The organism is Dactylosporangium sp. NPDC050688 (assembly GCF_040654515.1).
GTDB lineage: Bacteria > Actinomycetota > Actinomycetes > Mycobacteriales > Micromonosporaceae > Dactylosporangium.
In genome coordinates this window covers 1-19,142 of sequence record NZ_JBFAIC010000115.1, presented here as the reverse complement: position 1 = coordinate 19,142, position 19,142 = coordinate 1, and the positions used below count along the sequence as shown (strand labels likewise).

20 protein-coding genes are annotated in these 19,142 nt (G+C 72.6%); 13 read left to right on the top strand and 7 right to left on the bottom strand.

Annotated elements, in window-relative coordinates; all coding sequences use genetic code 11:
- Positions 1 to 89: 89 nt before the first annotated feature.
- Complete coding sequence (locus AB0H83_RS49565; RefSeq protein ID WP_360110229.1) at positions 90 to 1,676, top strand: LutB/LldF family L-lactate oxidation iron-sulfur protein; 1,587 nt, start codon at positions 90 to 92, stop codon at positions 1,674 to 1,676.
- The gene (locus tag AB0H83_RS49560; protein WP_360110226.1) at positions 1,669 to 2,292 is read left to right on the top strand and encodes an LUD domain-containing protein; all 624 of its coding nucleotides are present in this window, start codon (positions 1,669 to 1,671) and stop codon (positions 2,290 to 2,292) included. Before AB0H83_RS49565 ends, AB0H83_RS49560 begins: the two co-directional genes overlap by 8 nt.
- A 1,550-nt stretch (positions 2,293 to 3,842) precedes the next feature.
- Here AB0H83_RS49560 and AB0H83_RS49555 read toward each other — a convergent pair.
- The 5 genes from AB0H83_RS49555 to AB0H83_RS49535 all read right to left on the bottom strand — a co-directional run bounded on the left by AB0H83_RS49555 (position 3,843) and on the right by AB0H83_RS49535 (position 8,071).
- Positions 3,843 to 4,675, bottom strand: a protein-coding gene (locus tag AB0H83_RS49555; protein WP_360110223.1) for an IS5 family transposase whose coding sequence is annotated in 2 segments (ribosomal slippage) — positions 3,843 to 4,339 and positions 4,339 to 4,675 — 834 coding nt in all. Because the reading frame shifts where the segments join, the coding sequence is not laid out codon by codon here.
- Between the two features lie 367 nt (positions 4,676 to 5,042).
- The gene (locus tag AB0H83_RS49550; RefSeq protein WP_360110220.1) at positions 5,043 to 6,011 is read right to left on the bottom strand and encodes a helix-hairpin-helix domain-containing protein; all 969 of its coding nucleotides are present in this window, start codon (positions 6,009 to 6,011) and stop codon (positions 5,043 to 5,045) included.
- Positions 6,012 to 6,070: 59 nt separating this feature from the next.
- Positions 6,071 to 6,526 carry a hypothetical protein gene (locus AB0H83_RS49545; protein ID WP_360110217.1) on the bottom strand — a complete coding sequence of 152 codons (456 nt, stop codon included), beginning with the start codon at positions 6,524 to 6,526 and terminating at the stop codon, positions 6,071 to 6,073.
- 28 nt (positions 6,527 to 6,554) lie between these two features.
- Positions 6,555 to 7,193: a M15 family metallopeptidase gene (locus AB0H83_RS49540; RefSeq protein ID WP_360110214.1), complete on the bottom strand. Its 639-nt coding sequence runs from the start codon at positions 7,191 to 7,193 to the stop codon at positions 6,555 to 6,557.
- Between the two features lie 50 nt (positions 7,194 to 7,243).
- Positions 7,244 to 8,071, bottom strand: coding sequence for a cyclase family protein (locus AB0H83_RS49535; RefSeq protein WP_360110211.1), 828 nt, complete (start codon positions 8,069 to 8,071; stop codon positions 7,244 to 7,246).
- 271 nt (positions 8,072 to 8,342) lie between these two features.
- On the opposite strand from AB0H83_RS49535, the gene AB0H83_RS49530 reads away from it, so the two are divergent.
- From AB0H83_RS49530 to AB0H83_RS49510, 5 genes are all read left to right on the top strand, one after another.
- Complete coding sequence (locus tag AB0H83_RS49530; protein ID WP_360110208.1) at positions 8,343 to 9,215, top strand: DUF929 family protein; 873 nt, start codon at positions 8,343 to 8,345, stop codon at positions 9,213 to 9,215.
- Between the two features lie 11 nt (positions 9,216 to 9,226).
- Positions 9,227 to 9,691, top strand: a complete 465-nt coding sequence (locus tag AB0H83_RS49525; RefSeq protein WP_360110232.1) for a vitamin K epoxide reductase family protein — start codon at positions 9,227 to 9,229, stop codon at positions 9,689 to 9,691.
- Between the two features lie 92 nt (positions 9,692 to 9,783).
- A complete protein-coding gene (locus AB0H83_RS49520) occupies positions 9,784 to 10,497 on the top strand; it encodes a YcnI family protein (protein ID WP_360110205.1) in 714 nt (237 codons plus the stop codon).
- Positions 10,498 to 10,677: 180 nt separating this feature from the next.
- Entirely contained in the window at positions 10,678 to 11,187 is a 510-nt protein-coding gene (locus tag AB0H83_RS49515) for a sigma-70 family RNA polymerase sigma factor (protein ID WP_360110202.1), read from the top strand.
- The gene (locus AB0H83_RS49510) at positions 11,184 to 11,912 is read left to right on the top strand and encodes a zf-HC2 domain-containing protein (RefSeq protein ID WP_360110199.1); all 729 of its coding nucleotides are present in this window, start codon (positions 11,184 to 11,186) and stop codon (positions 11,910 to 11,912) included. Before AB0H83_RS49515 ends, AB0H83_RS49510 begins: the two co-directional genes overlap by 4 nt.
- 30 nt (positions 11,913 to 11,942) lie before the next feature.
- Here AB0H83_RS49510 and AB0H83_RS49505 read toward each other — a convergent pair whose 3' ends face one another.
- Both AB0H83_RS49505 and AB0H83_RS49500 read right to left on the bottom strand, forming a co-directional pair.
- The gene (locus tag AB0H83_RS49505; RefSeq protein WP_360110196.1) at positions 11,943 to 12,566 is read right to left on the bottom strand and encodes a (2Fe-2S)-binding protein; all 624 of its coding nucleotides are present in this window, start codon (positions 12,564 to 12,566) and stop codon (positions 11,943 to 11,945) included.
- A gap of 34 nt (positions 12,567 to 12,600) precedes the next feature.
- Positions 12,601 to 13,350, bottom strand: a complete 750-nt coding sequence (locus tag AB0H83_RS49500) for a GntR family transcriptional regulator (RefSeq protein WP_360110193.1) — start codon at positions 13,348 to 13,350, stop codon at positions 12,601 to 12,603.
- 84 nt (positions 13,351 to 13,434) lie between these two features.
- Between AB0H83_RS49500 and AB0H83_RS49495 the strand changes: the two genes are divergently transcribed.
- The 6 genes from AB0H83_RS49495 (at position 13,435) to AB0H83_RS49470 (ending at position 18,690) form a co-directional block, all read left to right on the top strand.
- Complete coding sequence (locus AB0H83_RS49495) at positions 13,435 to 14,040, top strand: TetR/AcrR family transcriptional regulator (RefSeq protein WP_360110190.1); 606 nt, start codon at positions 13,435 to 13,437, stop codon at positions 14,038 to 14,040.
- Positions 14,041 to 14,192: 152 nt separating this feature from the next.
- Positions 14,193 to 14,606, top strand: a complete 414-nt coding sequence (locus AB0H83_RS49490) for a GntR family transcriptional regulator (RefSeq protein WP_360110187.1) — start codon at positions 14,193 to 14,195, stop codon at positions 14,604 to 14,606.
- A gap of 273 nt (positions 14,607 to 14,879) precedes the next feature.
- On the top strand, positions 14,880 to 15,413 hold the full coding sequence (locus AB0H83_RS49485; RefSeq protein WP_360110184.1) for a hypothetical protein: 534 nt from the start codon (positions 14,880 to 14,882) through the stop codon (positions 15,411 to 15,413).
- Positions 15,414 to 15,523: 110 nt separating this feature from the next.
- Positions 15,524 to 15,790, top strand: coding sequence for a hypothetical protein (locus tag AB0H83_RS49480; protein ID WP_360110181.1), 267 nt, complete (start codon positions 15,524 to 15,526; stop codon positions 15,788 to 15,790).
- 257 nt (positions 15,791 to 16,047) lie between these two features.
- A complete protein-coding gene (locus tag AB0H83_RS49475) occupies positions 16,048 to 17,340 on the top strand; it encodes a glycoside hydrolase family 11 protein (protein WP_360110179.1) in 1,293 nt (430 codons plus the stop codon).
- Positions 17,341 to 18,228: 888 nt separating this feature from the next.
- On the top strand, positions 18,229 to 18,690 hold the full coding sequence (locus tag AB0H83_RS49470) for a hypothetical protein (protein WP_360110176.1): 462 nt from the start codon (positions 18,229 to 18,231) through the stop codon (positions 18,688 to 18,690).
- Positions 18,691 to 19,142: the final 452 nt, after the last annotated feature.

Below are 19,142 nucleotides of genomic sequence, written 5' to 3'. Positions count from 1 at the left end.
ATGAGCGGCCCGCAGCGCAGCGGAGGGCTGCGAATCAGCAGCTCAGGGTGGAGCTCAGGCCGACGCCGGAGCGCAGCGGAGGTGACGGCATGAGCCAGACGTTTCTCGGCATGCCGGTGTACGCGCCGCGGGGCGTGGGTGCGCTGCGCGGCGACGAGCCCTTCCCCGACGCGGCCCGCACCGCACTCGCCGACACCCAGCTGCGGCGCAACCTCGGCCACGCCACCCGTACCATCCGCGGCAAGCGGGCCGCGGTCGTCGGCGAGGTCCCCGACTGGGAGCAGCTGCGCCTGGCCGGCGAAGCGGTGAAGGCCGCGACCATGGCCCGCCTGCCCGAGCTGCTCGTCCAGCTGGAGGAGCGGGTCACCGCCCGCGGCGGCACCGTGCACTGGGCCCGCGACGCCACCGAGGCCAACGCGATCGTGCTCGGCCTGGTCCGCGCCGCCGGCGCCGACGAGGTGGTCAAGGTCAAGTCGATGGCGACGCAGGAGATCGGGCTCAACGAGGCGCTCGCCGAGGGCGGCGTCACCGCGTTGGAGACCGACCTCGCCGAGCTCATCGTCCAGCTCGGCGAGGACAGGCCCTCCCACATCCTCGTACCGGCGATCCACCGCAACCGCACCGAGATCCGCGACATCTTCCGGCGCACGATGCCCGGCGCCGGCGAGCTGTCCGACGAGCCCCGCGAGCTGGCGATGGCGGCCCGGGCGTACCTGCGCGAAAAATTCCTCACCGCCCGCGTCGCCGTCTCGGGCGCCAACTTCGCCGTCGCCGAGACCGGCACCCTCGCGGTCGTCGAGTCCGAGGGCAACGGCCGCATGTGCCTGACCCTGCCGCAGACGCTGATCACCGTCATGGGCATCGAGAAGGTCGTGCCCACCTGGACCGACCTCGAGGTGTTCCTGCAGCTGCTGCCACGCTCGTCGACCGGCGAGCGGATGAACCCGTACACCTCGCTGTGGACCGGCGTCACACCCGGCGACGGCCCGCAGGACGTGCACCTGGTCCTCGTCGACAACGGCCGCACCGCCGTGCTGTCCGACCCCGCGGGCCGCGCCGCGCTGCACTGCATCCGGTGCAGCGCGTGTCTCAACGTGTGTCCCGTGTACGAGCGCACCGGCGGCCACGCGTACGGCTCGGTGTACCCGGGCCCGATCGGCGCCGTGCTCAGCCCGCAGCTCACCGGGATCGCCGACAACGCCTCCCTGCCCTACGCGTCCAGCCTGTGCGGGGCGTGCTTCGACGCCTGCCCGGTGCGCATCGACATCCCCGCGATGCTGGTCCACCTGCGGGCCAGGCAGGTGGAGGAGCGCGCCACGCGGGCGACGCCGTCGCCGGAGGCGGTCGCCATGGCCGCCATGTCGTGGGTGATGGCCCGGCCGGCCCGGTTCCGCGGGGCGGAGCGGCTCATGCGCCTCGGCCGCCTGCTCGGCCGCCGCGACGACCGCATCACCACCCTGCCGCCGCCGCTGTCGGCCTGGACGGCGAGCCGCGACCTGCCCCGCCCGCCCGGCCAGACGTTCCGCGAGTGGTGGCGCACCCGCGCCGCGTCTCCTCGCCCTTCTGCTTCTTCCCCTCTGCCTTCCTCTTCTTCCTCGCCTCCCCCTTCCGCTTCTTCCCCTCCCCCTTCGTCCTCGTCCTCGTCCTCGTCCTCGTCGGAGGCGATCGGTGACTGACGCACGCCAAGCGGTGCTGGCCCGCATCCGCGCCGCCCTGGGCCCGGACCCGGTCGCACCGGCTGTCCCCCGCGACTACCGGCGCACCGGCAACCACCCACCCGGCTCCCCCGAGCTGCTCGACCTGCTCGTCGACCGCCTCGTGGACTACAAGGCCACGGTGGTGCCGACCACCGCCGCCACCCTCCCCGCCGACCTGCGCGCCGCCGTGGCCGCCACGATCCCGCCGGGCGGCCGCCTGATCGTCCCCCCGGGCCTGCCGCCCGCCTGGGACCTCGACGCCGTCACCGACGACGGCACGCTCGCCCCCCGCGACCTGGACACCTTCGCCGGCGTCGTCACCGCCTGCGCCGCGGCGTGCGCCGAGACCGGCACGATCGCCCTGGACGGCGCCCCCGACCAGGGCCGCCGGGCCATCACCCTGGTCCCGGACCGGCACTTCTGCGTGGTCCGCGCCGACCAGGTCGTGCACACCGTCCCGGACCTGCTCGCCCGCCTCACCCCCACCCGCCCCCTGACCCTGATCAGCGGCCCGTCCGCCACCAGCGACATCGAACTCAACCGCGTCGAGGGCGTGCACGGCCCCCGTACCCTCGTGGTCCTCCTCGTCCGATAGCACAGCGCACGCGGGCGGCTGCTGCGGGTGATGGCGCTGGACGCGGGGGTGTGAGGGCTCGAGAATGGGGTGCAGCGCCTACCGGGGGGAGGCGGCACGTGCCACGCCCATACTTTTCGTTGGACGCACCGGTTTCCGGTCCACTGCCACCGTTCGAGTCGATCGACTGGGACGCGAAGTTCGCCGCCGCGCGCGCCGAACGCTGGCACCGCCGCGAGACCCGGCTCCGCGCCCGAGCAGACCACGCCGAGGCCCGCCGACACGGCCTGGTCGCCCGCCACGCGACAAAGCTGTCCCGGCTGCACGCCGCCCGGCCCCTGACCGCCGCCGAGGCGATCCCGGTCTCTGCCGCCGAGGCCGCCCCGGCCACTCCGGCCGCTGCGCCTGCCGTGCCCCCGGTCCCAGCTGCAGCAACGACTTCCAGGACCTCGGCGGCACCCACCGCACCCGTGACTCCGACCGCACCCGTGACTCCGACCGCACCCGTGACTCCGACCGCACCCGTGACTCCGACCGCACCCGTGACTCCGACCGCACCCGTGGCACCCACAGCAGCCGAGACTGGTCCCGCCATTCCCGCCGAGGCCGTGGCACATCTCGCTGCTCCAGCCGCAGCACATGTCGCTGCCACCTCGCCGACCGCGGCCACAGCTGCGGCCGCTGCCCCAGTCACGACGCCGAGCCGCCCACCAGCGGGCGCCGCGCCAGCCCACCCCTTCACCGAGCGCCGCGCCGCCGCCCCCACGGTTGCCGTATCTCCCGCTATCCCCGCCAGCGCCCGCCGACCCGTCCACCACGTTGACCACGCCACGCCCGTCGCGTCTCCCACTGCCATCGCGTCTTCCACCGCCGCCACCGCAACTCCCGCCGCCACCGCAACTCCCGCCGCCACCGTCAGCGGCCGCGGGGCCGACCACCACGATGACCGCGCCGCCCCCACCGCAACTCCCACTCTCGCCGTGACTCCGACCGCCGCGGCTGCACCACCCACCACCACCGGGAGCCCTCAGACACCCACACCTTCTCCGTCCACATGCCCGGCCCGCGGACGCCGTCGTCGACGCGCCCCGAAGATCTCGCCGCGGTCCGACACCCGCCCGCCGGCCCCCGGACCAGCGCCGCGTCCCTCAAGCGCGCCGCATCAAGCTCACCGCCCGGACGCGTGCCGCACCGCCTCGACCGTGTGGACCCGAACCGCGCCGCAGCATCCGATCCCCCGCGCGCCACCCGCTGCACCACGACGCGCGCCGCATCAAACCGACCGCGCAAGCCGGCCCGCGCCGCAGCACCTGAACGCGCGTGGTCAGCCGCGTGGCGTCCGGCTGCGCGATGCCGACAGCGCAACCCAGTCCAGGCGTACACCGCTCAACCGCGCCGCACCGCTCAACCGCGCCATGCCGCACAGCTCAACTGCCGCGCTGCTCAACCCGCGTCGCACCGCTCAACCGCGCGCCGCCCAACCACCGCGCCGCCCAACCACCGCGCCGCCCAACCACCGCGCCGCCCAACCACCGCGCCGCTCAACCGCGGCGCGTCGCTTAGACCGCATCTCATTTGGGGTTGTTGCTGTTCAGTAGGTTGAGGCGGACGGCTCGGCGGTAGCAGATCAGTGCGCATGCCAGGCGCAGGAATCCGGCGAAGTGGGAAGCTCGCCGTTCGTAGCGGCGGACCAATCTGCGGAAGCGGGTCACCCATTCAAGGCAGCGTTCGATGACGTAGCGGTGCCGGCCGAGCCGGGTCGAGGATTCGATGCCCTTACGGGCGATCCGCGCCTTGATCCGGCGCCGCGTCAGCGCCTGCCGGCAGGCCCGGTAGTCATAACCCTTGTCACCGTGCAGCTTGCCCGGACGCCTCCTCGGCCGTCCGACCGGCTGGCGGACCGGTTGCACGCCGTCGATCACATCTTCGAGCACACGGTGGTCGTTGACGTTCGCAGCGGACACCACGGCGTTCAACGGCAACCCCTGCCGGTCGCTCACCGCGTGGATCTTGGAGCCGGGCTTGCCCCGGTCCACCGGGCTGGGCCCGGTCAGATCCCCCCTTTGACCGCCCGCACATGCATCGCGTCGACACTCGCCCGGGACCAGTCGATCCGCCCGGCCGCGCCCAGGACGTCCAGCATCGCCTGGTGCAACGCCTGCATCACCCCGGCCTCGACCCACTCCGCGAACCGGCGGTGCGCCGTGGCACGCGAGATCGGAAACGACTCCGGCAGGCCGTCCCAGGCACACCCGGTCTGCAACACGTACGCGATCGCCGCGAGCGCGACCCGATCATCGATACGGTTGCGGCCGCCGCCCTGATGCCGTTTCGGGTGCTCGGGCAACAACGGCTGCGCGAGACGCCACAACGACTCCGGGCAGTACTTCTCCACATCACCCATGCCTGTACAACGAATGATGTTGGACTACAGCAACCCCAAACGAGATGCGGTCTTAGCCCGCGCCGTGCTGCTCAGCTGCCGCGCCGCGGCGCGCTCCGGCTTCGTCGCAACGACCGCCGCCGCGCATCCCGGGGCTCGCAGGGACCGCCGCTGTGCACCCCGGCCTCCGCTGTGCACCCCGGCCTCCGCTGTGACCCCGGCCTCCGCTGTGCACCCCGGCCTCCGCTGTGACCCCGGCCTCCGCTGTGCGCTCCGGCTTTGCAACGACCCGCTGGCGTGCACCGGAACTCGACCCGCACGGCGGCGGGCCCGGGCTGTGCGAAACCGGTCCAGCTGGGTCAAGCGCCCGCTTGGGGCCGTGCGGAGGTCAGAAGCCGCGGGGTGGGGAGAGGGTCAGGCGGTGCTGGAGGCGTTCGAACTGGTGCGGGGACAGCTGGGCGGTGGTGGCGAAGTCGGTGAGGCTGGTGAAGCCGCCGCGGCGGTGGCGTTCGGAGAGGACGTAGCTGATGCGGGCGGGGTCGAAGCCTTCGAGGGTCGCGAGGCTCGTCGCGTCGGCGGTGTTGACGTCGATCGGGACCGGCAGCTGGCCAGGCAGTGGACCTTGGCCGGCGGCTGGTGTCTGAGCGGTCGGGGACCACGGGGTCGGGGCAGGCCACGGGGTTGTCGACGTCGACGGGAAGACCTGTGACGGGGAGGCGTGTGACGGGGAGGCCTGCAACGGGAAACCGTGCGGCGGGGTGCCGAGCGGCCCGGTGCCCGGCTGGATGGCGCCCGGCTGAGGGACGCCCGGCTGAGGGGGCTGTGCGGGGAAGCCGGACGACGCCGTTGTGGACGAGCCCAAATAGGGTACCGCCGAGGCCGGGCCGACCGGCGAACCGAAACCGGCCGGCGAACCATGACCAGCCGGCGAACCGAACCCCGCCGGAGAGCCGAACCCGGCCTGCGAGACCGGCACCGCCGGCGAGCCGAAACCGGCCGGCTGCTGGGCGTACGCCAGCGAAGCCGCCCGCCGTTGTTCCTGCCAGCGGAGCCAGTACACGTTGAGGACGAACGAGTGCACGATGCACACGAACCACAGCAGCAGCCACAGGAAGGCGAAGCCGCCGCCGCTGGCGGGGTCGGTGGGGTCGGACGCCTTCTCGGAGGCGACGATCATGCCGGTGCCGACGAGGAGGTACCCGACGCCGAAGCCCCACCAGGCGGGTTTGCGGGCGCGCAGGCCGACGAGGAGGATGCCGGCGCCGCTGAAGCAGCCGAAGCCGAAGAGGGAGATGAGGACCCACCAGCTCTGCAGCAGCTTCCAGCCGAGTCCCGGGCGGGCGGGTGCGGGGTGCATCTGGTCCTCCTGCCGAGTCGGGGCGGGGCGACGCATCGACAGGGGTCGCCCGCGAAACCCTAGCAGCGCCCGACCCACACCGTGGTCACCAGCGCGGCGGCGAAGGCGGCCCCGACGAGGGCCAGCATGGTCCAGGCGCGCAGGCGCAGGGCCCGGCGCAGCGCGGGGCGCTCTTCCGGCAGCGCGAACACCCGGGCCGGCCAGTGGCGCCAGGACACGTCGGCAAAGACGGTAGCGGCGGCGGCGTACAGCAGCAGGATGACGAGGAACGTGAGCCTGGTGCCGCCGGAGGTGAGGGCCGCGACGCCGGCGGCCGTGGCCAGCAGGGCCGCGACGATCGGCACGACCTTCCAGCGGTTGCCCTGGGCGAGCAGCGTCAGGAACTCCTCGAGCCGGTCGTCGTCGAACCCGAACCGGGCGACCTTCGGCTGGACCACCAGCAGGCTGTACCCCATCGACCCGCACCACATCGCGGCCAGGCCGAGATGCGCGGTGAGCAGCAACGACAGCAGCATCCCCGCAGCGTAGCGCCGGCGCGACAGGTCAGGCGCCGGTGAACTTCCAGTGCCACGGCTCGCGCGGGGTGTCCTCGGTGAAGCCGAACCGGCCGGCGTTGGCCCGCATCCACGCCTGCGCCTTCGCGTCAAGGTCCAGGTCGACGGCGAGGCCCCAGCCGTGGTCGCTGGTGCCGGGCTTCGCGGCCAGGCCGCCCTGGGAGTAGAGGCCCTTGCGGCGGGCGAGGTCGACCTGCTCGTCGTAGCCGCGGTAGGAGTCGGTGATGCCGATCGTGACGCCGTCGGCCTGGGCCCTGCGCAGCAGCGCCTCCATCGCCGCCGCGGCGGGCGCGGCCAGGCGGTGGCCGGTGGAGCCGACCTCGGCGAGCGCGGCGGCGGGGATCCGCCCGTTGTCGTAGCGGTCCTTCAGCGCCGCGGCCGGCCCCGAAGCCCCCGCAAGCGCGGCGGACCTGCCCGACGCCCCCGCAAGCGCCGTAGCCGTCCCCGACGCCCCCGCCGCCCCCGTCATCGCGGCGGCCGTCCCCGAAGCGGACGCCGCCGTCAGCGCCTCGGCGAACGAGGTGCCCTCGACGGAGGAGACCGGCGGGGCCGGCGCACGGAACGCGGCGAGCTGGTAGCGGATCTCTGCCATCCGGGTGGCGATGCCGGCGATGCCTTCCACACGCACCGCATCGGCACCCGGAGGCGCAACCTGAGCCGCAACCCGCGGCAGTTTGTTCAGACGTGCACGCCGGGCGGGATGACGCCGTAGATGAGCGCCGTGGAGCCCGAGCCCTTCGCGTTGATGAAGCCGCCGCACAGGATGGAGGCGCCGGTGGTGGGGAACTGGGCGAGGTTCGCCAGGATCTCCAGGCTGATCCGGTGGCGGCGGTACACCAGCAGCGACGCCCGGAAGTCGGGGTCGGTGCCCAGGTCGGGGCCGAACGTGTCGATGCCGGTGCCGCCGTTGCGCCCGATCCGGCCGGTGTCGATGAACCACTGGACGGTCTGCGGCGCGAAGCCCGGCTGGTGCAGGACCCCGTCAGCGTCGAGGTTCGGGAAGGCGTCGGTGCCCCACTTGTACTCCCAGCCGGTCCACATAATGATCATGGACTCGTCCGGGATCCGGCCGTGCCGGCGCTCCCACTGCTTCACGTCGTCGATCGTCAGCGCGTAGTCGGCGTTGCGGGCGCACTTGTCCCGTACGTCGATCTTGACGGCGGGCAGGAACAGGTCGTTCGGGTCGAGGTCGTCGGCGAGGGGTTCGCCGGCGTTGAAGTGCCCGGGCGCGCCCCAGTGGGTGCCGGTCGCCTCGCCTTCCCGGACGTACTGCAGGTAGTAGCCGTCCTCCTCGATGGTGGCGATCGTCTCCAGTTCGAACGCCGGGTCGCCCGGATAGATGTTGGTCTTGGCCGGGTCGTTGACGTGCGACAGGCTGATCAGCCGGGTCTTGCCTGGCTTCAACGCTGCGCCCCCGCTCCCCGAGGCCGCGGCGCTGCCGGCCAGGCCGGCGGCCCCGGCCACCGCGCCGCTCGCCGCCGCTGTCAGAAGGTGTCGTCGCTGCATGGTGTGGGCTCGCCCCTTCGCATCTTGTGCTCGGTCCGTGCTCCTGGTGCCGACAAGCCACAGTGCACCCGCGCCGGGGCCGGCGCAAGATCTGCGGCGCACTCGGCGTGGCGGGGCCTTTCACCGAGCGCGACGGGTTCACCCGCGCTGCCTAAAGTCCGGCGCGGAGGGAACCGTTGGCGGGGTTCCGAACGACTAACCAGGCAGACGAGTGGGGGGGGGGTTGCGCGTGTCGAAGCGCCAGCGGGACTCGCGCGAGTACGCGCGACGCATGCGGAAGATCCAGGAGCGGACGACCGCCCGGAAGGGCAGGATGCGCCGGGCCAACGCCGCGATCGCCGCGGTCCTGGTCGTGTTCGCGGTGATGGTCGTGGCGAAGCTCGGCGGCGCTGGTGAGGGCGGTGGTGGCGAGCCGGCCTCGCCGTTTCCGACCGGCGACGCGGCCGCGGCGATCGTCACGAGCCTGACGTCGGTGCCCGCGGCGACCCTCGACCAGGTCGGCACCGGCTCGGCGGAGGTGCTGCCGAAGGCGGTCACCGGCCAGCAGGTGCTCACCGAGGGCGGCAAGCCCCTGGTGCTCTACGTCGGCGCCGAATACTGCCCGTTCTGCGCCGCGCAGCGCTGGCCGGTGGTGGTGGCGCTGTCCCGGTTCGGCACGTTCAGCGGGCTGACGATCACCGCGTCCGCATCGGACGACGTGTACCCGAACACCCCGACGGTGTCGTTCCACGGCAGCTCGTACAGCAGCGACGTGCTCACCTTCCAGGGCGTGGAGACCAGCGGCCGGACCCGCCAGGGTGGCTCCTACGCACCGCTGGACCAGCTGACCCCGCAGCAGGCGAAGCTCGTGCAGCAGTTCAACGCCCCGCCGTACGTGGATGCGAAGTCCGCCGGGGCGATCCCGTTCATCGACTTCGCCAACCAGGCCGTGGCGGCGGGGGCGTCGTTCAGCCCCGAGCTGCTCGCCGGGATGACCGCGCAGCAGGTCACGGCGGCGCTGAGCGACCCGGACAGCGAGGTGGCCAAGGCCGTGCTCGGCAACGCCAACGCGATCACCACCGTGCTGTGCAAGCTCACCGGCGACAAGCCGGCGAACGTCTGCACCGGCCCCGCGGCCACCGCGTTCCAGGGCAAGTTCGGATGAAGGGCGTGGAGATGACCGAGACCGTCGCCGACCCCCTGGTCCAGCGGTGGGTACCGCCGGTGTCGCTGGTGCTGTCCGTGCTCGGGCTGGCCGTGTCGGTGTACCTGACGGTCGAGCACTACACGTCCTCGACGACCCTCGCGTGCCCCGACACCGGCGCGCTGAACTGCCTGAAGGTCACCACCAGCGAGCAGTCGGCGGTGTTCGGGGTGCCCGTCGCCGTCCTGGGGCTGCTGTACTTCGCGGTCATGGCCGTCCTGTCGCTGCTGTGGCGCTCGCCGCGCCGGGACGTGCGGCTCGCCCGGCTCGCGTTCTCGGCCGTCGGGGTGCTGTTCGTCGTCTGGCTCGTGTTCGCGGAGCTGTTCACCCTCGACGCGATCTGCCTGTGGTGCACGGCGGTGCACCTCCTGGCGGTCGGCCTGTTCGCGGTCACCGCGCTCGGCACCGCGTACGCCGACCCCGCCGACCTCGCCTGAGCGACCGGAAAAATCGCGGGAACTTTCCGGCGGCCGGCGGCGACTACCCGTCAACCTTGCCAAACCGTCTTCCCGAGAGGACAGCCCGCATCATGCGCCTGACCCACGTGGTCCGCGCGGGTGTCGCCGTCGCTGCGGCCGCCGCCGCTGCACTCGCCCTCCCCGCTGCCGCCTCCGCTCACGTCACCGTCAACCCGAACACCGCCACGCAGGGCGGGTACACGAAGGTGACGTTCCGGGTGCCGAACGAGCGCGACGACGCCTCCACCACCAAGCTCGAGATCGCGCTGCCGACCGACAAGCCGATCGGGTCGGTGTCGCTCAAGCCCGTCCAGGGCTGGACCGCGGTCGCCGAGAACGGCAAGCTCGCCACCCCGATCAAGACCGACGACGGCGAGATCACCGAGGCTGTTGTGAAGATCACCTGGACGGCGGCTCCGGACGCGGCGATCAAGCCGCACCAGTTCCAGGAGTTCGACGTGTCGCTCGGCCCGCTGCCGGCGACCGACCAGATCGTGTTCAAGGCGCTGCAGACGTACTCCGACGGCGAGGTCGTCCGCTGGATCGACGAGCCGGCCGCCGGCACCGAGGCGGAGCACCCGGCGCCGGTGCTGAAGCTCACCAAGAAGGCCGACGCGCCGGCGTCTGCCGCCGCCGGACCGGTCGCCGTGGCGGACGGCGAGGATGACGCCGACGGTGACGGCACCGCGGTCGGCCTCGGCGTCGCCGGCCTCGTGCTGGGCCTCGCCGGCCTGGTCGTCGCCGTCCTCGCGTTCCGCCGGGCGACCCCGCGCGGCACCGCCTGACCCGGTCGCCCCGCGCCGCCGCTCTGCCTTGTCCACCGAACCGCCCGCTCATCCTGGAGACCCCGCCCGCCGCCCGGCGCGCGGGGTCTTCCGCGTCAGGATGCCCGCAAGGGTGGTTGAACCCGCAACTGTCTGGTGGGGTAGACGTCAGCAGGACCCGCGCCGACGAGGGAGACCCGGTTGACCACGGACGAGGAGCTGATGACCGCGCTGTACACCGAGCACTACGGTGTGCTGCTCGGCTTCGTCTCGCGGTACGAACGCGACCGCCACCGCGCCGAGGACCTCGTGCAGGAGACGCTCCTGCGGGCGTGGAAACACATCGGGCGGATCGACGTGAGCCGGGACACCACCCGCTCGTACCTGCTGACGATCGCCCGCAACGTGGTCAGCAACGCATGGCGGGCGGACCAGCGCCGGCCCCGGCTGGTCGACGACCCGGACGCGATCGCGGCCGTCGCCGACGCCGACAACGTCGACGAGCTCGTCGAGGGCTGGCTCGTCCGCGCCGCCCTGGACCGGCTGTCCGTCGAGCATCGGCAGGTCGTGGAGTCCGTGTACTACGACGGGCGTACCGTCGCCGACACCGCCCGCCGCCTGTCCGTGCCGGAGGGGACCGTCAAGTCCCGTGCCTACTATGCGGTCCGGGCCCTGCGGGCGGTGTTCGAGGAGATGGGGGTGCTGCGATGAGCGCTGCGCAGCACGGTGAGCACGAGCTCGTGCGCCCGCTGCTCGGAGGGTACGTCCTCGGCGGCCTGGACGAGGCCGACCAGGCACGGGTCGACGCGCACCTGAGTGGCTGCGCCGACTGCCGCGCCGAGACCGGCCGGCTGGCGCCGGTACCGGAGCTGCTGCAACGGCTGCCGGCCGGCCCGCCCGCACCAATCGAGGCGCCGACCCGCGACGGCCTCGACGCGCTGCTGCGCCGCAGCCGGCAGGCGGCGCCCGCGACCCGCCCGCGCCGCGCCGGCCTGCTGGCCGGGGCCGCGGCGGCCGTCACCGCGGCCGCCCTGCTCACCGCCGGGGCCGTGCTGTGGCCACGGGCCACCCCCGAGCGGGCGGCGGACCCGGGCCCGACCGGCCAGCAGCAGGTGGCGCAGTCCAGCGCGCCGGCGGGCACGGTCGTGCAGTTCGTGGCGGCGGCGGGCAGCGCCCTGTCGGGGCGGGCGACGCTCACCCCGCGGCAGTGGGGCGTGTCGGTCGCGCTCGAGCTCAGCGGCCTGCCCGGCGACGGCCCGTACGTGCTGCGGGTGGTCGGCCGCGGCGGCCAGGAGGAGCAGGCGGCCTGCTGGGGACGCACGGCGTCGGCGTCGGCGCGGGTGACGGGGGCGAGCTCGATCCAGCTGCCGAACGTCGACAAGGTCACGGTCTCCGACCACGACGGCCACCTGCTGGGCACGGCCGCACAACGCTGACCGCGCCCGGCCGCCGGGCCGTCGGCAGCCTCAGGACGCGGGACGCAGGACGCAGTCGCCGCAGGTGCCGCCGCCGGGGATGCGGTAGTACAGGCAGCAGTTGCGCCGCCGCAGGGCCCGCCCGTGCAGGTCGGCGGTGCCGGCCAGGGGCGCGAGCGTGAGCAGCTCGGCGAGCGTCGCCCAGGCGGCCGGGTCGCCGAGCTGGCCGGCGGCCCCGGCGAGGGCCGAGCTGACGTTGCCCCACAGCACCTTCGGCGACAGCCGGAACGCGTCGCGGAACACCTCCAGCAGCGGCGCGACGAGCCCGAGCACGATCCGGTCCCGGTACCCGCCGGCGGTGGCCACGCCGGCCGGTGGGGCGGTGCACGCCATCGGCCACGGACCACCGGCTACCGGCTTCCAGTACAGCTGCTCCGGCGCCGGGTACCGGGGCGTGACGAGCGGCGGGGCGAGCAGCCGGGACGCGACCCCGAGGAACGTCACCGACGCGACCACCCGCAGCGGCACCACCGCCGGGTCCAGGCCGAACATCGTGACGAGCGTCTGCCGCGCCACCTCGACGCGCTCGATCGCGACGGCGGGGTCGTGCAGGTCGGTGAACGGCCGCCACCCCTCGCCCGGCGCGTGGTCCTCCCAGACGAAGTACGGGTTCACCCGCCGCAGCCTAGTTCACCGTCAGCGTTCACCGTCACCTGAACAGGTCGACCACCGCGGTCGAGCGCCGCGGCCCGCGGGCGGACAGCTCCAGATGGGCGCGCCAGTGCCGCTCCGCCCCCTCGGCGTCCCTGGCCTCGACGAGGTCGGTGAGGCGCGCGTACGAGCGCAACAACCGTCGCGGCAGCTCGGCCTGCTCCGGCGTGCCCGGCCCGGCGTGGGTGGCCACGATGTCCTGCAGGACGCCGCACTGCACAGCGAGGGTCCGGCTGCCGCAACGCTGCAGCACCAGGTCGTGGAAGCGCGCCGCGTGCCGCGCCCACCCCGCCGGGTCGGGTACGGCGCCCGCCGCGGCCTGCAAACCCTCGACGCACGCCCGCAGGTCCAGCAGGTCCTGCCGGGTCCGGGTCCGGGCCAGCCTGGCCGCGCACGCCGCCTCGAGCACCGCCCACGCCTGGTGCACGTCGCCGATGGTGGCGCCGTCGAGCTGCAGGAGCAGCCCCACGTACCGGGCCGCGACGGCGCGGTCCGGCGAGAGCACGTGCGCACCGCCCCGCGCGCCCCGGCGCACCGCGATGAGCGACTCGGTCTCCAGGATCCGGAACGCCTCCCGCAGCGTCGGCCGGGACACCCCGAACTGCGCCATCAGCAGCGTCTCCGGCGGCAGCGCGTCGCCTGCGCGCAGCTCGCCGCGCACGATCCGGGCACGGAGGTCGGCGGCGATGAGCTCGGCCGTCTTCGGTGTGCGGACCGGGCGACCGATGGGCTCCACCGGCTCCGTCATGGACGCTCCTCTATCGACGACGTGACGAACGTGGATGATACGACGACTCCGTTGCGCCGCCGTTGCACGCAGTAGCATGGGCTGATGTCCGTGACCGCAGACACCGGGGAGCGCTCGCGGATCATCGACGCCGCGTACCAGTGCCTGGTCGACACCGACGGCGGCGGGCTGTCCGTCACCGGCGTCCTCACCGCCGCGGGCCTGTCCACGCGGGCGTTCTACCGGCACTTCGACTCCAAGGACGCGCTGCTGCTCGCGATGTTCCGCCGGGCCAGCGACCGGGTGCACGCCGAGCTGACGGTGGCCGCCGCTGCGGCCGCGACCCCGCCCGAGGCGCTGCGCGCGTGGATCTGCGGGTTCCTGTCGCTGACCGCGGACCGGCACCGCCGCCGCCGGGTCCTGGCGATGTCGTGCGGCGAACTGATGGGCACCGCCGGCTACGCCGCCGAGCGGGCCCGGATGACCGGCGCGCACCACGCGGCGATCGCACTGATCCTGGAGCGGGGCCGGGCCGACGGTTCGCTGCCCTGGGCCGACCCCGACGCCGACGCCCGGACCATCACCGCCGCACTGTCCGCCGCGTTCCAGGAGCGCATGGCGCAGAGCCCCCGGGACGACGCGGCAGCGACCCGGGCCGCCGAGCAGGTCACCGACTTCGCGTTCCGCGCCCTGGGCGCAGCTTCCGCCTGACGCCGTTGCTTTCGCGCTCTGCGCGCGACGACCGCTCGACGCCGTTGCTTTTCGCGCGCAGGGCGCGACAACCGCCGTTGCTTTTCGCGCCCTGGGCGCGACGACCGCTTGACGCCTTCCGCCACCTGTGGCCTAGTGGCTACAGTCGGCGGATGCCACCACGGTACGAGCGCGTAGCCGACGCCCTCCGGGCCATGATCATGGCCGGGACGCTGCCGCCAGGGGCCACGGTGCCCAGCGCCGCCGCACTCGCCCACGAGCACGACGTCGGCCGCGACACGGCCCTCAAGGGCATCGCCGTCCTGCGCCGCGAGGGCCTGCTGTTCCTCGCCCCCGACAAGTCGATCCGCGTCGGCCCGGTAACGACCCGCCCAGCCCGCCGCCCACTGTCCACCCCTGACGAGATCCTCCGCGTCCCACCCGGCGGCGTCGTGTCCGCAAGAATGCCGACCCGCCGGGAACGCGAACGGTTCGGCCTCGCCGACGGTGTACCAGTCCTGGTCGTCCGCACCCCCGCCGGCGAGGAGATCCACCCCGCCGACCGGTTCGCCCTGCGCTGGCACTGACCGCGCCCGCGGGGGCGTCGCCGCCGTGGCCATGTTGGTACGGGAGCCGGCGGTCCGGCGGTGGGCGCCGGCTGCACCCCGTCCACGGTCGGTTTCCCGACTCCGGACGGCGTCCGGTGCGCTGGCTAACGGTCCGCAAACGATGCGCAAACGGTCCGTCCCGAGGATCGGCGCAGCGGCCTTCGGAGGTCAGCCGCGGACAACGGAGGGCGCAGCAACGTCCACTCCGGTCCGTAAGCCCGGAACATCCGGCTCCATGACAGGAGAATGCACATGTCACTCGCGTCCAACCTCACCCGCTTCCGCGGTGCCGCCGTCCGCCGGGCGATCGCCGCGGCGGTCGTGGGCACCACCGTCGTTGCCGGCCTGGTCGGCACAGCCGGGACCGCCCACGCGAGCGGAGAGACGGACTACGTCCTGTTCGACACCGGAACCATCGACCTCGGCCTGATCACCGATCCGTTCACCTCCCAGTTCATCGCGCCAGGCGCTGCGATCAGGTGGAACGCGAACAACACGGCCCACACCTACGCGCCGTCCCTGTTCGGCGTCTTCTCCCTGACGAACGCCGCCCGCATCTGCGGCTGGATCGAAATGAGAGCGTACAAATTCGACGGCACGTTGCTCGCCTACGCGGCGACCCCCGGATACTGCCCGGCCACGAACTCCAGAAGTTTCTTCCCGGCCGACCCGGCTCTGCCCCCGCTGCGCCAACTCGACGTACACAAAGTGCGGGTGTCGGCAATCATCCAGATCTACGGCAGCAACGTGGTCCAGGCCTCGCACGAGGCCTACCCCTACGACTGAGGTCGCTCCGGCCAGCGACCGCCGTCGCCGCAGCCCCGGCTCCTCCCGGTGAGGATGGTCCGGGGCTCCGGCGGTCCGTTGGCGCCCGCCCGGGCCGCCGTGAAGGGCGGATGGTCAACCGGTCCAGCTCGGCGCGGGAGATCCGGCGGACCTCGCTGCTCTCGTTGCTCGGCGGCTCAGCGCCACCGACCGGCGCGGCCCGGAAGCAGATCGAGAACTGCTGCCGCACCTCCCCATCCGTGTACTCCACGACGTGGTCCGGGTTCGTGGAAATGCCGACGGTCGTGTCCACCTCGACGTCGATCCCGGTCTCCTCCTTCGGCGCGACGCCGTGGACGTCGAGGGGCAGGCCGGACGAGACGTGCCGCCGCCGGTAGTCCCGAGGCCACCAGGGACGGATCGCAGGGCTCCGCGCCAAGCCGCCGCAATCTGTCGTGCCCGCCGGCGCCGGCCACGAGGAGGGTGTCCGCGCGGCCCGTGCCGGTCGGCGATCGCCCATCCGCGCCCGGCGCGTGCGTCACCGCGGCAGATCCGCCTTCGATCATGTTCACATCGGACAGCCGACGCACCATTGCGGTGGACCCAGCTCAAAGAATGTTTCGAAAAACTCGTATTTCGTATGCCACCCGATTCCATGCTCGAAGCATTCCGTGGACGGACCGCCGCATCGAATACCTTCCACCTGCACGACCGCCCTTCGCAGCGTTCCACTCCGCTGAAGGACCGTTCGAAACTCCTCCGAAAATTCTTGCCAGCCCAGCAACGGCGTGCTCATAATCGCGCTGGCTCGGCGTTTGACGTACATCGATCCGCCAATCCGACCGTCGACGCATGGACTGCGACCGTCGAGCCACCTCACCCCCGCTTTATCGAGGAGGAATGCGTGCACGACACACCCGCTCAAGCGAGCGCCCGGCCGCGCCGCCCCCGGCGCCTGCGCCTGCTCATCAGCCTGGCCAGTGCACTCGCTCTAACGACCGTCTCGTTGGTCGCCGTCAACCCGGCCCATGCCGAGTCGGACCGGACCATCACGTCGAACCAGACCGGCACCCACAACGGGTACTTCTTCTCGTACTGGAAAGACAGCGGCAACGTCAACATGACGTTGGGCGCTGGTGGCAGCTACAGCGTACAGATGAGCAACCTCAACAACTCCGTGGTCGGCAAGGGCTGGAACCCTGGCTCCACCACCCACACGGTCAACTACTCCGGCTCGTTCAACTGCGGTGGCAACTGCTACCTCGCGCTGTACGGCTGGACGACCAACCCGCTCATCGAGTACTACGTCGTCGAGAACTTCGGCAACTACAACCCGAGCACCGGCGCGCAGCGCCTCGGCTCGGTCACGACCGACGGCAGCACCTACGACATCTACCGCACGCAGCGGGTCAACCAGCCCTCGATCATCGGCACCGCGACGTTCTACCAGTACTGGAGCGTCCGGCAGGCCAAGCGCACCGGCGGCACCATTTCCGTGGGCACCCACTTCAACGCATGGCGCAACGCCGGCCTGCAGATCGGCACCCCGAACTACCAGATCATGGCCACTGAGGGCTACCAGAGCAGCGTGAGCTCGAACATCACCGTAAGCGAGGGCTCCGGCGGTGGCGGTGGCGACGGCGGCGGCGGCGGTGGCGGCGGCGGTGGCGGTGGCGGCGGCGGCGGTTGCACGGCCACCCTGTCCGCAGGCCAGCGGTGGGGCGACCGCTACAACCTCAACGTCGCAGTGTCCGGCTCCAACAACTGGACCGTGACGATGAACCTCCCGGCGCCGGCGGTGGTCAGCTCGACCTGGAACGTGAGCGCAACCTGGCCGAGCCAGTACGTGATGGTCGGCAAGCCGAACGGCAGCGGCAACAACTTCGGCGTCACAATCATGGCCAACGGCCAATGGAACTGGCCATCGGTATCCTGCAGCGCCGGCTGACGCCGGATCTGCACACGGCACGGCTGAGGTACGGTCGCCACCGCGCCTCAGCCGTGCACGGCCAGGTCGGCCGGTCACGTCGACGTCGTAGCGACGGGCCAGTTCAGCGACGGCCGGCGAGCGCCCCCGTCATGGCCATCGCGCTGAACCTGGCGATCGTTGGGGACGTGACAGAAAGGCGCGGGCCGACCATCCTGCGCGAGGGTTTGCCGGGCCCAGGACGTTCAGCGAATGGCGGGCGGTGCGGTGCTGCCGCGCACCACCAGGACGGCACCGAGCTGGACCCGGCTCCGCGTCGGCCGCTCACCGGCGGCCCAGGGCCAGCCCCAGCGGCGCGGCCGCGACACCCATCTCCGCGAACGGCCGGTGCACCGTGGTCATCGGCGGCCCGGCCCACGCACAGTGCTCGATGTCGTCGAAGCCGCCCCGCTGAACCCGACACCAGCGCCCCGACGAACCCCACGGAGCAGCCCGGCCAGAGCCGTGCCGTCGCCATGCCCACACCCACTGGTCTTGGTCGGGCGTGCGTACGGAGTCGACCAGCCAGCGCATCAGAACGCCCTCAGCTGGGCGTCGGTGTCGGCCCGGTCGAGAAACTCCGCCGCGGCTGGCACCCTAGCGAGTGGCCTGAGGCAGGCGCTGCACGTCGGCGGCGTCGACCTGGGTGTGACCGTCCCGTGAGACGTCGAGGCCGTCGGGCGGGTGCTCCCACTCCCAGACCGGCGTGATCGCATCTGTGCCCGTAGCCGGCGGACCGCCCGCCTTGTCCCCGCTGGTCGCCGCACCACAGCGCCGCTGCGCGCTCGACCGCCTGCGCGACGGACATCCCGACCGGTGCGGGCGAGGCTCGGACCGGTCTGCGCGGTCACGGTCGTCAATACTGAGTTCGTGTGGAAGTGGTGGGCACTCTGGGGAACGGTCGTCCTCGCGCTCAGCCTCGTCACCGGGTTCTTCCCGGGCAGTTCGACCCAGGCGACGGTCGACCACTGCTACAGGCGGTTGCCCGGCGACGGGTGGACGCCGTATGAGACCAAGTGCACCGGGCACTGGTCGACCGCGGGGTTCACCGTCACCGGCCGGGTGCACCTCGTTTCAGGTGTCAGCCGCGCTGACTGGTACAACATCGGGCCGCCGCTGCCCGACGGCTGGTACGAGGTGTCGGTGCCGGACTCTGCCCGCGAGCGTTCTGCCGTGGTGGTGCCGGGTGCGGCAGTGGTGTACCCGACGCTCGTCTGGCTCGTCCGGGTGGTGGGGTTCCTCGTGGTGGCGATCTGGCTCATCGTCCTGGTGAGCCAGGCCAGAGACCGGCGGGTGCTGAGGGCATATGAGCGCGAGCTGCGAAATCGATGATGGCAACGCGCTCGAGCTGCGCAGGCGGGAGCGGGACGGGGCTCGACGGAGGGCTGGCGGGTCGTAGCACGAGGCCGGCCTGGAGTTCGTGTCCATCGTCGGTACCGCATTCGACGCGGCCAACGTCCGGCCATCCTTCCGCCGTCGGGGAAGGTGGCCGGCCCGCCGCCCCGAACGACTGGGCGCTGCTCAAGCCCCGGCACGGCTTCATGCCGATCACGTCCGCACTGGTGACGTTGAAGGCGACCACCGGCGAGGTCCCGCGAGGGACAGGTGACGAACCCCGGTGACGCCGCAAACAGGCCCGGACACCGCCCAGGAGGATGTGGACCGAGCGGCGGCGGACGGTTTTGAGGGGGTGTGGGTGGAGCGAAGCTCCCCCACCGGGGAGCACCGGCGAAGCCGGTGCGCGGAGAATCCGAACCAGAACGGTGAACGCCCCCTGCTCACCC

What these genes read in the sequence shown, in the direction of transcription:
- AB0H83_RS49565 (WP_360110229.1), top strand. Translation starts at nt 90, where the DNA reads ATGAGCCAGACGTTTCTCGGCATGCCGGTGTACGCGCCGCGGGGCGTG.
- AB0H83_RS49550 (WP_360110220.1), bottom strand. Translation starts at nt 6,011, where the DNA reads ATGCACCCCGCACCCGCCCGCCCGGGACTCGGCTGGAAGCTGCTGCAG.
- AB0H83_RS49545 (WP_360110217.1), bottom strand. Translation starts at nt 6,526, where the DNA reads ATGCTGCTGTCGTTGCTGCTCACCGCGCATCTCGGCCTGGCCGCGATG.
- AB0H83_RS49535 (WP_360110211.1), bottom strand. Translation starts at nt 8,071, where the DNA reads ATGCAGCGACGACACCTTCTGACAGCGGCGGCGAGCGGCGCGGTGGCC.
- AB0H83_RS49530 (WP_360110208.1), top strand. Translation starts at nt 8,343, where the DNA reads ATGCGGAAGATCCAGGAGCGGACGACCGCCCGGAAGGGCAGGATGCGC.
- AB0H83_RS49525 (WP_360110232.1), top strand. Translation starts at nt 9,227, where the DNA reads ATGACCGAGACCGTCGCCGACCCCCTGGTCCAGCGGTGGGTACCGCCG.
- AB0H83_RS49520 (WP_360110205.1), top strand. Translation starts at nt 9,784, where the DNA reads ATGCGCCTGACCCACGTGGTCCGCGCGGGTGTCGCCGTCGCTGCGGCC.
- AB0H83_RS49510 (WP_360110199.1), top strand. Translation starts at nt 11,184, where the DNA reads ATGAGCGCTGCGCAGCACGGTGAGCACGAGCTCGTGCGCCCGCTGCTC.
- AB0H83_RS49500 (WP_360110193.1), bottom strand. Translation starts at nt 13,350, where the DNA reads ATGACGGAGCCGGTGGAGCCCATCGGTCGCCCGGTCCGCACACCGAAG.
- AB0H83_RS49495 (WP_360110190.1), top strand. Translation starts at nt 13,435, where the DNA reads ATGTCCGTGACCGCAGACACCGGGGAGCGCTCGCGGATCATCGACGCC.
- AB0H83_RS49490 (WP_360110187.1), top strand. Translation starts at nt 14,193, where the DNA reads ATGCCACCACGGTACGAGCGCGTAGCCGACGCCCTCCGGGCCATGATC.
- AB0H83_RS49485 (WP_360110184.1), top strand. Translation starts at nt 14,880, where the DNA reads ATGTCACTCGCGTCCAACCTCACCCGCTTCCGCGGTGCCGCCGTCCGC.
- AB0H83_RS49480 (WP_360110181.1), top strand. Translation starts at nt 15,524, where the DNA reads ATGGTCAACCGGTCCAGCTCGGCGCGGGAGATCCGGCGGACCTCGCTG.
- AB0H83_RS49475 (WP_360110179.1), top strand. Translation starts at nt 16,048, where the DNA reads ATGCTCGAAGCATTCCGTGGACGGACCGCCGCATCGAATACCTTCCAC.